Below are 12,325 nucleotides of genomic sequence, written 5' to 3'. Positions count from 1 at the left end.
TCTTTCCGGCGAGCAATCTTCCCTTCTTCAGGACCGTTTTTCCAGTGAAATGGCCGCTACGCCAGATCACCTTGCATGTTTTTACATCTAACGCGTACAGGTAGTTGTTGCTGCCCGAATAAGTCGGCACGTACAGGACATCGCCGGCCAGCATCACCGGTGCTTCGACGATAGATACATCGTCGCTCACCGAGCACGCAGGCGCGCCATCTATCGATATATGCAGCGGCCCCTGCCATGCCGTCGGATGCCGGGCATCATAGGCATCGCCAACATTCACACTAATGTTGCCTACGCTCCCTAAGCTCTGCACGATCTGGACAGGTATGAAATCACATGCCTGTACAAGTAAAGGGAGGAGCATCAGCGCCGCTGCTGATACAGCATGAGTCAGGCGCATCATTTACCATCTCCCGAATACATATAGCGAACTATTCCAGAAGCCTCCATCAATCGCCGAATACGCCCAGGTGAACCGGCGGGCCGTCCTTGATCTGCCAGGAACTGCGCGCACCGGTAGACTTATTCATCGTCGTCACCACCGCGGTCTGGTACACATTCCAGTACGCGCCATCTTTGACGCAAATAATGGTGTGCTCAAAATTCTGGCCGACAATGTCATGGTCGCGGCGATCAGGGAAGCGGCTGAGCGTGCTCATGGCCTTCGCACCCGGACCTTCATACATGTTGGCATCCACCCTGCATTTGGCCGCGGACGCGAGCACCGGCATGTGTTTTCCGTCCGAGTCGTGATAGAAACGATTGCCCGTGGCGGTCGGATGCACTTCGAGCGCGCAACCGTTCATCGGAAAGGTCACCACCAGCGTTCCGTTCGGCTGTCCGCTAGGCACATCACAGTACCGCGCCGCGCCCGATGCGAAAGGGATGAACCAGTCGGTCCCGCCGCCGTCGGCGACATCGATCAAATAGACGCCGTCATTGGTCGTGCATGTCAGGGTGCAATTGCCGCCCAGCGCGCTGTTGAGTGGCGCACCACGGCACATGAACCCCCACGCTGCACAAGCGATTGCGGGCTGCGTTCTTAGCAAAGCCAGCACTTGTCCAGCAGGTTTCATCGGCATGTTGGCGTCCTCCTAGACATCGATCGAATCGTAGCTACTGAACAGTTGCAGTTATAAAACGCACCGGAACAATGGGGTTGACTCCTATAGAAAAACAATTGGTAAAGTACTCCGACCATTTTTAGATTGCTGATTTCATTGGAGCATGTACGCAAAAACCTAGGAAAACCTGAGGATCAGAGGTTTCTTAGGAACGGCCCGCCAACCGTTTGCCACGATATCGTTCTGTCGACGGCGCCAAGCGTCATGACAGCAGTTCCTCCTGCAGCCGCATCGTCGCATTGTGATAAGAGTGCGTAAGCATGGCCGCCGGAAGCCCATAGAAATGCATCATCGCCCCAAACACGGCACCGGCGATGAGGGTATCCTTGAACTGCTCGCTACGCGGATCGATATTATGGGAGGCCGCGAAAATGGAATCGGAAATCGTCAAGGCAATTGACGTTGCCGCAACGCTTGGAACACCGATCGACATCAACATCGCGGCCAGCAGCTCCTGTCCGGCATAGCGGTAAACCAGCTCCTCATAGATCGGTGCAAACAGTTCGGTGACGAAGTTGTCGTTGATAAAATAAAACTGCCGTCTTGGATTACCGGCGTAATTCATGACCTCCCTGGAAGGCCTCGCGATGGTACGCACTACCTGGGGGTAGTAGGGCCTGACCGAACCCGGCAGCTGTGCCAGGACCCAATCGTGGATATCGGCAATATGGCTGTGATAGCGAGCGTCCACCTCGCGCGCAATCCAGGTGGCGCCACGGGATGCAACAACGCCGCCGAAGGCCGCCGCCGACGCGCCGGGGAAAAAGTAGCCGCCCAAGGCGATGACCGTCATGGCGCCTGCATTGTTGACGAGCAGGGTCTTGGTTTTGCTCGCGTAATAACAAAGGGTGTCAACGCAATTGCTGAAAAGCAGTCCTATTCCGTCTGGAAACATGCCGCACCTCCGCAGGAATCACTCGTCGTGGCGTTGCCTAAGCTCTCGGACAGGGAAATACCCACTTCACCTAGCCGGCCTAAAGGTTATTTCTTTTCATCGCATCCCGAACCCGATCGCGATCGTTGGCGCTGAAAAATTTCATGGCTCCGTCAATCGCCAACTCCATGGCCAGCGTTCCATCGAGGATTCGATGAATCTTGTAGGAAATGAAGTCGGCGACATCATCATGCTGGCAGTAGGCAATGACTTCGATTTGATAGGCCGTCTTGCCGCGAAGGTATTCCTCGATGACCGACATGTAGGTATTAACAGCATAGTGGCCCGCCACAAGATTGGCGCTTATGGTGTAGCCGCCCAGCGACACTCCCTGCATGTGACACCATTCGTAATGGCCCTGGCCGTCAAACTGAAACGCGTTGGCGTTGGGTGCGCCGCAACGCTGCGCATAGGACCACGCCGGCTGATTATTCATCTGTGCGTTCGTACTCTTTTCGCGCTCGCCGGGCACGGCGGCCTTGATGGGTAAACGACCGGTGGTCTTGATCTTCAACCCCCGCGGCGCAACCTGGCGCAGACCTGTTTCCATGTCGACGGTGGTGAACCGCATCGCAGGCGTGTATTCCTCCGACGGCGCATAGTCCATGTCCTCGTCGACTTTCGCTCGCTTCCGCCTGCTGCTGCCATCCTCATCGTCACTGTCATCGTCGTCGACCTGGTACTGCGCCGGCCGTGGCCGGCGGATCTTCTGGCGATTAACCTGAAAATCGTAAGTGGCGCCGCGCCTCACCGTAGCGGGTCGGACAATAACCGGTCCAACGGCTCGCATTTCACCCGGGCAATTCTCAACGCAGCAGTTCACGCGCTGCTGGGTCTTAAGGATATCCGCCAGCTCCGTGCTCTCAATCGTTACCCTGAACCCGCATGAAGCACATTTGATGCGCCGCCAAGTCATATCCGAATCATTCCCTGTTGCCAGTCGTTAAAAAACATCCTGAAAGCACGGACCGCGCTCACATCTCAAGTGAAATAGCGAACCCAGGCGCTGTGGTTGTAGCCTAGACGACCGTCGGCACTCCACTGCGCTTGCACCACCGTACCGAATACCCGCGAAGCGGACTGCTTATGCCCGCTCGTTGGGGCCAGGCCGTAGTAGCTTTTGGTGGCGCCCAGATAGTTGGGATGGGCATTCACGAATTGCAGGCCCAACGCATTGACGATCCTCAGGCCGGCGGCATGGTGGTTTTGACTCATGCTGTACAGGTGATTCGCTATCCAACCTTCCTGCATCTGGCTATAGCCGGGCGGCACGAACCCCGAAAAATTCAAGCCGGCCCCTGGTCCCTTGGCCTCGACGATCAGAAAGTCGCTCCCTCCGGCTTGATTTGGCCTTTCCCAGATCTGGTCTATGCCGGTGCCGGAATGAACGTGGTAGCCCCAGATCATCTGGAATGCGGGATGTCGCTCAAGCACATAGATCGCAGCGGCCGCCTCGCCCACGCATTCGGTGATCCGCGTATTGGCCAGCAACTGACGCAGGTCGATGGCGATCTGATCGAAGTGCTGGCATGCGAAGGCGTCGGCGCCCAAGCCCGCGACTTCTTGCTCCAGACCCTGCCATACGGCTCCGCCATGCACGTCCAGCCAAGCGAACGGCAGGAAGATCTCGTCTTGCGTGCGCTGGTTCCAACCCGGGGCATGGTTCAGGTCGTTGTAGTACGTAACATCCTGGTGCATGCCGAGGAAGGGCCATGTTGTAAGCGTAGGCGCCGCGTGCGCCCGCCCATTGGCGGCGTTGATCCGGATGATTTTGGTCTTCGGCTTCCTGCTCGAAACGAAGGTGAATTTGTCATATTTGTTTAGAATCCCCGCATAATCCACCTTCTTTTTCGCACGCAATGACCTTCCCATATCTCCTCCCTTGCCGAGTCCGGCATCCGCTTCGGTCAAAGGACCAGGGGCCGAATCAACGAATCAATGTAGTTGACAAAAATAGCTAGACTCCGCATCGCCCGGCGCCTCAGCCATTACAGCGAACGCAAACCCGCGCATCGTTTTCCAAAACCGACGCTTGGCTGTTCGGACGGGTCGCCGGATTGGCGACGTTACGTGTGAAACCGGAACAGGTGCTGCAAAAGATCTCTCCACAGCGGCGGCAATGATGCCTTCGGCGCAGCACCCCGAAGTCTGCGCCACACCATACGCAAGAAGCACGCTGGTCATCGGCGATCCACGCTTGCCTGGCCGCAGGGACAGCAGGCACGCCGGCCCAATGCGCACGTGTCAGCCTGAGCACTTTGCAAATCCGATCCACTTGGCGCTGATGCAATCCTACGAGGTAACAACTCCAGGTTCGGAACTTCGGCCCAATGGGCTGTGATCCTTGATAGATCTGGATGTCCAGCCGACCGGGAAATATCTCGATGGCGCGCCCATCCACATCGATCCAGACATGATGAAAGGAAGGCAATACATCAGGCTGGCCTGCCCTGTCGGGTTGAACCTTGTACTCGACGAACAAACGGTAGGGCGTAACGGTCGTGCCGCCTGCGGCGGAGAGCGTGAGTCCGTTGGCTTCCGCGGCCAATGTCATCACGGCAGCGACCGCATCGGTCCTCGCCTGATCCACGTTGACAGGCACGGCATCCAGCCAGTTATTTTGTATGTCGTCCAAACTTTGCCGGTTGGCCGGGGCTCTGAACCAGGAGCGGCCATGGTGATCGAGGACGTTCGAGGGATCGATGCCATTGGTCACAAAGTCGAACATATAGCTGGGCCATACGGCATTGTGATAGAAGCCGGTCAACGCCCAGTTCCAACAGGCCTCCTGCCCCATGTCCCCAGCCTGATACAAACAGTTGTGCAATCCATTGGTGAGACTCCCAAGGACATGGCGCACCAGCGGGCTCAGAACAGCCATATTTTCACCTCGTTGTCCGGACAAACTGCTTCAGGCCCGTATCGCTTCACGGGAAGAAAACCGAAACAGTGGGCGGTGCGAACTTCCTTCGGCCCACGGTGAACAGAGCGACAGATTCCTTTCTTTTGCACAACTACAGGCAAAAAGATCCTTGGCCGTTGCCCTTCGCTTCCTTATCGCCACTATGTCCTGCTTGCATGAATCTTCCAGGTCGGCCTGACCACGGCGAAGCCGCCACCGATGGCCGGCGTGTTCGAGTAACCGGGAAACGTCTCATCGACCACCCACAAATCCTCGCTCCACTCCATGATTTTTGCTGCCCGGATGGAATGCAGGTAATCGATTGCCTTCTCGGCGTACGTGACAGTGCCGTCGGTGATAAAGCGGACCATGTAGCGCCCGGTTTCGCACAGCAAAGGCAGCCGGCCCTTGTATACCGAATCACTGACCATCTTGAAATCTATCTTGTTCTCCAGCTCGGGATTGATATTGGGATCGTCCGAGCGGTCATTGGGTCCGCGCACGATATTGTTGGGCTTCCAGCACATCTTCGCCTCGCAGCCCCATTGATCGGCCCAAGTCCCTTTGCCCATGTCTTTGGCCATGTTCTTGGTAGCTGTCTGCGGGACACCGAACAGCGCCAGGTGCTTGCGCGCCAGTTCGAATGCTTCATCGCTGATCAGCCGATTCCAGAAACCCCAAAGAATGTCCCACCCGATCACGTGATGGCATGCCAGATCAACCGTCATCGCCGGCATACCGCCGTTCGGTTGGCCGATGTTGAAGTTGCGCCGATTTCGATCGCGCAGGCTGTCGAATCGCACTTGCGGCGTATATGCCTGCCCATAGGGGTCACCCGCAGGCTGCGCAGGCCGCGGATTATTGGGGTTCACGATCAGGCCATTGCCGTTGAACATACTCAGGATTCCCGTTTAAGTTCTTTTATCGCAAGCCGGGCGACACCCCGCCCGGCCTGACTGTCCTGACGTCGACTCATGCAAACCCGTATTGGAAATCCTGCCCATTCACGCCTACGTTGACGCCCGCCAGTGCTTTGCCATCGATCATCCGTAGCAGGAACTCACGACTGACGTCCGGCAACATCGTGTTGGTCAAAATCGCGTCGATCATGCGCCCGCCCGATTCGCTCTCGGTGCAACGGCTCACTACCAGTTTCACCACGTCATCGTCGTACTCGAACGGAATCTTGTAGCGTGCCTCGATGCGCTTCTTGATGCGACCAAGCTGCAGTTTCACGATCTCGCCCAGCATCTGCTCGCTCAGCGGGTAATACGGGATCGTCACCAGGCGTCCCAGCAACGCGGGCGGGAAGATTTTCAGCAGCGGTTCGCGCAAGGCCTTGGCCATGCCTTCGTGGTCGGGCATCAGCTCCGGGTCCTTGCACAGGCTGGCGATCAGGTCAGTGCCGGCGTTGGTGGTGAGAAGGATCAGGGTGTTCTTGAAATCGATCTGGCGGCCCTCGCCGTCCTCCATCACGCCCTTGTCGAACACCTGGAAGAAGATTTCGTGCACGTCGGGGTGCGCTTTTTCCACTTCGTCCAGCAGCACCACGCTGTACGGTTTGCGGCGCACGGCTTCGGTGAGTACGCCGCCTTCGCCGTAGCCGACGTAGCCGGGAGGTGCGCCTTTGAGCGTGGAAACGGTGTGCGCTTCCTGGAATTCGCTCATGTTGATGGTGATGAGGTTTTGCTCGCCACCGTAGAGGGCCTCTGCCAACGCCAGCGCAGTTTCGGTCTTGCCGACGCCGGAAGTGCCGGCGAGCATGAAGACGCCGATCGGCTTGTTGGGGTTGTCGAGGCCGGCGCGCGAGGTCTGGATGCGCTTGGCGATCATTTCCATCGCGTGGTCCTGGCCGATCACGCGCTGGCCCATGAGCTTGGCCAGGTTCATGACGGTTTCCAGTTCGCTCTTCACCATGCGACCAACCGGGATGCCGGTCCAGTCGGCGACGACGGAACCGACGGCGGTGTAGTCGACGGTGGGCAGGATCAGCGGATGCTCGCCTTGCAGCTCGCTGAGCTGGGCCTGCAAGCCATGCAATTGCTCAAGCAATGCGGCGCGTTCCGCGTCGCTGAGTTCCTGCGGCACGTTCTCGCCTTGCACTTCGGCGGCGGCGGCTTTTTCCAGCTTGCTGCCGGTGCCTTCCACCGGCGAGTGGTCGCCGCGCAATCGGGCGCGGATGGCGAGAATCTGTTCGACCAGCGCTTTCTCGGCTTGCCAGTTGGCTTCGAGTGTCTCCAGCCGCGCTTTTTGCGCAGCAAGTTTCTCGCTGGCGACGGCTTCGCGCTCGGCCACGTTCACGCCGACGGTCTTCTCGCGGGCGATGATCGCCAGTTCCGTTTCCAGCGCCTGGATGCGCTTGCGCGTATCGTCGACTTCCGGCGGCACGGCATGCTGGCTGATGGCGACGCGTGCGCAAGCGGTGTCGAGCAGGCTCACGGCCTTGTCCGGCAGTTGGCGTGCGGGGATGTAGCGATGCGACAGTTTCACCGCGGCTTCCAGCGCTTCGTCGAGAATCTGCACGCGATGGTGTTTTTCCATCACGCTGGCGACGCCGCGCATCATCAGGATGCCCTTCTCTTCGCTGGGCTCGTCCACCTGCACGGTCTGGAAGCGGCGGGTGAGTGCGGGATCCTTTTCGATGTGCTTTTTGTATTCGGCCCAGGTGGTAGCGCCGACCGTACGCAGGTTGCCGCGTGCCAGCGCGGGCTTGAGCAGGTTGGCCGCATCGCCGGTGCCCGCTGCGCCGCCTGCACCGACCAAGGTGTGTGCTTCGTCGATAAACAGAATGATCGGCTTGGGCGAGGACTGCACCTCTTCGATCACCTGGCGCAGGCGGTTTTCGAATTCGCCTTTCATGCTGGCGCCGGCCTGCAACAAGCCGACATCGAGCGTGCGCAGCTCGACATCCTTGAGTTGTGGCGGCACGTCGCCGATGGCGATGCGCAAGGCGAAGCCTTCCACCACGGCGGTCTTGCCCACGCCGGCTTCGCCGACCAGCATCGGGTTGTTCTGGCGGCGGCGCATCAGGATGTCGACCACCTGGCGGATTTCTTCGTCACGGCCGACGATGGGATCGATCTTGCCGTTGCGCGCCTGTTCGGTCAGGTCGACGGTGAACTGGCGCAGCGCTTCCTGCTTGCCCATTTGCGCGGGCGGCATCGCGCCGCTGGCCTCACCCGGTGCGGCAGCACTGCCGAGGCGGAAGCCATCGTTGGCGTTTTGCCCGTCTTCCGGCGAGCCGCTGACCACTTCGGCGAATTTCTCCGCCAGCATCTCCGGCTTGACCTTCTCGAATTCCTTGGAGATGTTGAGCAAGCTGTTGCGCAGGTTGCGCGTGCGTAGCGCCCCGAAGATGAGATAACCGGTGCGCACCTGCGCTTCGCCGAACATCAGCGTGGCGAATACCCAGGCGCGCTCGACGGTTTCCTCCACGTCGGCGGAGAGGTCGGAAATGCTGCTTGAACCGCGCGGCAGGCGATCCAATGCATCGGTAACGTCGCGCGCGAGGTTGGACGGATTGAGGTTGAACTGCTTGACGATGCGGTGCAGGTCCGAGTCCTGCAGCTGCAGGATCTGATGGATCCAATGCACCAGCTCGACGTACGGGTTGCCCCGGAGCTTGCAGAACACCGTGGCGCTCTCGATGCCGCGATAGGCCAATTTGTTGAGCTTGCCGAACAGTGCACTGCGACTGATTTCTGCCATGACGACTACCCCTGAAATTTTTGATACTCGCAACGCGCGAGGTCCAACCAGCTCACTGACTTCTCTTCATTTGTAGGCTGGGATGGTAATCCCAGCAGCAGGTATCCATTGGGCGGCCGGGATTGCATTCCAGCCTCACTCCAGAATGTCTTCGTAAGGAAGCAGATTCTTCGAGGTCTTCTGCTCCTCGATGTAGAGTCGCTTCAGCTCCATTTTTGCCTTGGAGTAAGAAAGCAACTCCTCCTCCAGATGAGAGATCTCTGGATCCTCTGCAACCTCGATCTGCTCCTGCAGCGCTTTGACCTTCGCATCGACCGCAAGGACGCACATCGTAAGTGTGTGAACGCTTATTGCCATGACTCGACCTTTAACTGCGCGCTAGTTCGTACGCTTTCGCCAGGGCAGCTCTGGCGAAGTTGTCCAACGCTCCCTTGTATACGTCGGGGAACATCGGCTTGGCTGGCTCTATCTGATAATGGTTAGCGTCGAAGACTTCGTTGTAGTCCGGACCTGTAATGGACAAATTCGGATCTACAAGCGTGTCTTTTGGTATATGAAAGGAGCGCCAGGCCTTTCCCCGGAAGACCTTCTCTTTATCGAACAAAGAAGTCCCCGCACCTGGTCGAACCTTCCCATCGTCATCGCTGATCTTGATATCAGGCTTACGGTATTTGGGTTTCCCATTGGGAAGAGTGCCGATCAGTTTGTGCTCAAAAGTCGGATAGAGAATGCCCTCGGCGGGTTCGCCATCGATGATTGGGCCATTTGGAAAGTCGCTCGAATGAGCTGCTCGCCAAAGATCTGCTGGACACGTTGACATACGATCTCCTTTCCGTTTCGTTACCGATACGTTTCCAATCCATATCCGCAGGCGGGGATGTAGCAGCTGGGATTTCATCCCAGCCTACGAACTGCGGCGTCCTGCCCTACCCCACCGGCCTCAACACCACATCATCGTTATCCGCCTTGCGCTGCGGTTGTCCCAGCCACGTGGTCAGGCCCATCCGCCCGGTTTGCCCCACCCGCGTGGTCGGTACTTCGTCGTGCTTGAGCACGAGTTGCACGTCCCACGCTTTTTCCTCGCCAACATAGGTTTTCACCGCCGCCACCAACTGGCGCAGTGCTTCGCCGCCCGGCAGGAAGTTGTTGAACTGCGCTTTCGTCAGCGGTCCCAGCCGCAGGCGGAAGCGTTGTTGCGCGCCCCACACGTATTCGCCGAGCACGGCGGTGGACCCCAGACAGGCGACATCGCGCGATTGGCCCAGGCGTAGATGCGCCGAATCCGGCAAACGCATCCACTCGGTGGTGAACTCGATCACGCTGACGGGAATAGCGAAAAAATGCTCAAGCAGGTGTTTCAAACCTTCCGCATTGCGTGCTTGCGCCAGCAGACGGCCGGCAAAGAAATGCTTGTAGCGGTCCGGCAAGGCATCGCGGCTTTGCAGGTTGGCGGTGGACAAGCCCACCAGTGCGCCCATGTAGAGGCTGAAGCGGTCTTCGCCAGGGCGATCGAGCTGGATGGTCGGCTGCGCATCGGCCCACACGCGATAGAACAGACTCAGCATGCGGTGATGGAAGATGTCCGCGAAGGCAATGAAGGTGTCGTCGCGCGCGTTGAGCTTGCGGTCCAGTGCGTATTCGGTCAGATGCAACGGCAGCGGCGCGTTGGGGCCGAACAGACCGAAGAACAGGCCGTACATGCGCGGCGGCTTGCCATCGGCTTGCGGCTCGAAGCGATCCACCGTGCGCGGCGCAAACGCCAACGACGGCGTCTGGCACAGGCGCACGGGATCTTCCGACGGTTTGGTGGAGTGCCCAAAGCGGGGGCGATCGGGATAGGCGCATTCGAGCCAGCGCAGCGCCTCGAAGAACTCGAAGAGCTCCGGCTGATCGCGCAGCGCGTTTTCCAGCGCTACAGGATCTGGCGTTTGCCGAGTCGGGCCGGCCATCGAGCCACCTCGTTGCGTTCCAGGGTGCGCAGGACGGTTTCGGTGAAGGAATTCACCGAGACGTAGCGCGCAAAGAAATGCTGCATCACCGAACCGAGCAGAAACGCCCCCGTTCCTTCGAAGGCGCCGTCATCGCAGGTCAAGGTGATTTCCAGGCCGCGCCCGAAGGCGATCGGTCCGGGTATAGGAATGCGCCTGACCACGGATTGGCAGCCGACCGCCTTGACGCCTTCGATCTGGCGGCGTGCGCTGGCGTCGAATTCATCGCAGTACAAGGTGAGCATTTCACGCAATGCCGCCGCCCCCTCTTCACCGCTTTCGCCCAGCAGCGAGACGTAGTTGAGCTGCAGGTGGCTGAGCAGGCGCCATGCGGTTTCGCCGCTCGCTGTAGGCGCGCGCGGCTTGGTCGGGCCGGCCACGCAGCGGATGGAAGCGACCGGCGCGCCGGTTTCCAAGGTGAAATCGGTGCGCGACTTGCCCACCGGCATCTGCAGCGGCAGGTCGCGGTTGGTGCACATCAGCATCATGCCGACCTGGCGCAGATGGGTGGAGTACGGTGCGTCGTTGGCGTCCACCAGCGAGATGAATACCTCACTGCCAACGTAGCTGGAACGCGCCCCCTGCAATTTTTGCCGCGCCGACAGCATGCGCGGCTCGCGGCGCAAGCTATAGAAGGCTGCGCTGCCGCTGTGCCAGACGCGTTCGTCGCAACCATAGAACGGCTGAAAGCGTTGCTCGGGTTCCGCCCGGTCACCGAAGCCCTCCACCTGGCTCATGCTGTGCACTTCAAAATCCATCGGCCGCGTGCGGTCGGCCAGCACGTGATACTCCACCTTGCCCTGTTGCAGATGGATGCGGTCCGCGCGGCGGGGAAACAGGTTGATGGCCGGCGTGCAGAACAACCGGAAATTGCTGGTGTCGACCGCGTTGTGCAGCCGGCTGACGCTGCGGTCGAAAAAGACGGTGAGATCGAACTCGGTGGCCTGCGAACGCGCGAGCACCTGCTGCAAGCCGGTGAACACGGCGAACAGAAAACGCTCCGGACAGGCGAAGTATTCCTGTAGCAGGCGATAGCCGCTGAAGGAGCGGTCGGAATACGGCAGCAAGGCTTCGTCGTCGGCAAAACCCTTGTCGCGGATGGCCGAGGCATCGAACTGCTGTACCAGCATGCCGCTCGGGCTGGGCATGCGCACCACGAAGCCTTGCGCGTTGCCGAGCAGTTGTTCGTACAGGCGCTTGGGCAGTTCGTCGGCGCCGGCGATGAAGATCGGCAGCTCGTCCAGCGCCAGCATGTTGGCTTGCGCACCGGCGGTGATGACGAACTTCAGGCGCAAGCCGGCACGCACCGTCTTGCCGGCCGGGATCGGGATGCTGGCCGCGGCGATGGCGGCCGGGGTTTCAAAGTACTTGGCCTCGACCAGTTCCAGCGGCCACAAGGTAACGTCGTGCGCGGTGCGGTATTCGCAGGCGGTGCGATCGTCATTGGCGATCAGGCTGCGCAAGGCTGTGTTGCGCGCGACGGTGTAGCCCGTGGCCAGTGCGCTTTCTTTTGTATCCGGATTCAGTTGCACCACTGCCATCGAAGGAATCGGCGCCAGGTAGTGCGGGTAGAGCACACTCAGCAAGGCGTCGGTTAGTTCCGGAAACTCATCGTCCAGTTTGTGGTGGATTCGGTCGGCGAGCAGGGCGAAGGCTTCGATGAGACGCT

General features: G+C 59.3%; 12 protein-coding genes. All 12 read right to left on the bottom strand.

Annotated elements, in window-relative coordinates; translation table 11 throughout:
* Positions 1-403, bottom strand: a 403-nt coding sequence (locus VMA74_RS07635; RefSeq protein ID WP_325366039.1) for a hypothetical protein, incomplete at its 3' end; no start/stop codon positions are given.
* Positions 404-449: 46 nt separating this feature from the next.
* Positions 450-1,082, bottom strand: a complete 633-nt coding sequence (locus tag VMA74_RS07630) for a hypothetical protein (RefSeq protein WP_325366038.1) — start codon at positions 1,080-1,082, stop codon at positions 450-452.
* 244 nt (positions 1,083-1,326) lie between these two features.
* A complete protein-coding gene (locus tag VMA74_RS07625; RefSeq protein ID WP_325366037.1) occupies positions 1,327-2,019 on the bottom strand; it encodes a CPBP family intramembrane glutamic endopeptidase in 693 nt (230 codons plus the stop codon).
* A 79-nt stretch (positions 2,020-2,098) separates the two neighbouring features.
* Complete coding sequence (locus VMA74_RS07620; protein WP_325366036.1) at positions 2,099-2,974, bottom strand: hypothetical protein; 876 nt, start codon at positions 2,972-2,974, stop codon at positions 2,099-2,101.
* 65 nt (positions 2,975-3,039) lie between these two features.
* Positions 3,040-3,969, bottom strand: coding sequence for a hypothetical protein (locus VMA74_RS07615; protein ID WP_325366035.1), 930 nt, complete (start codon positions 3,967-3,969; stop codon positions 3,040-3,042).
* A 70-nt stretch (positions 3,970-4,039) separates the two neighbouring features.
* Positions 4,040-4,939 (bottom strand): FYVE zinc finger domain-containing protein, encoded by a 900-nt coding sequence (locus tag VMA74_RS07610; RefSeq protein ID WP_325366034.1) that lies wholly within the window; start codon positions 4,937-4,939, stop codon positions 4,040-4,042.
* Between the two features lie 182 nt (positions 4,940-5,121).
* The gene (locus tag VMA74_RS07605) at positions 5,122-5,856 is read right to left on the bottom strand and encodes a hypothetical protein (protein ID WP_325366033.1); all 735 of its coding nucleotides are present in this window, start codon (positions 5,854-5,856) and stop codon (positions 5,122-5,124) included.
* Positions 5,857-5,932: 76 nt separating this feature from the next.
* Complete coding sequence (tssH, locus tag VMA74_RS07600; RefSeq protein WP_325366032.1) at positions 5,933-8,668, bottom strand: type VI secretion system ATPase TssH; 2,736 nt, start codon at positions 8,666-8,668, stop codon at positions 5,933-5,935.
* Positions 8,669-8,803: 135 nt separating this feature from the next.
* On the bottom strand, positions 8,804-9,025 hold the full coding sequence (locus VMA74_RS07595) for a hypothetical protein (RefSeq protein WP_325366031.1): 222 nt from the start codon (positions 9,023-9,025) through the stop codon (positions 8,804-8,806).
* 10 nt (positions 9,026-9,035) lie between these two features.
* Complete coding sequence (locus VMA74_RS07590; protein ID WP_325366030.1) at positions 9,036-9,488, bottom strand: hypothetical protein; 453 nt, start codon at positions 9,486-9,488, stop codon at positions 9,036-9,038.
* A 106-nt stretch (positions 9,489-9,594) separates the two neighbouring features.
* The gene (tssG, locus tag VMA74_RS07585; protein WP_325366029.1) at positions 9,595-10,617 is read right to left on the bottom strand and encodes a type VI secretion system baseplate subunit TssG; all 1,023 of its coding nucleotides are present in this window, start codon (positions 10,615-10,617) and stop codon (positions 9,595-9,597) included.
* Positions 10,581-12,325, bottom strand: a 1,745-nt coding sequence (tssF, locus tag VMA74_RS07580; RefSeq protein WP_325366028.1) for a type VI secretion system baseplate subunit TssF, incomplete at its 5' end; no start/stop codon positions are given. The genes tssG and tssF, both read right to left, overlap by 37 nt.

The organism is Dyella sp., from assembly GCF_035508675.1.
Classification (GTDB): Bacteria; Pseudomonadota; Gammaproteobacteria; order Xanthomonadales; family Rhodanobacteraceae; genus Dyella_B.
This window is presented reverse-complemented; position numbering and strand designations above follow the sequence as displayed.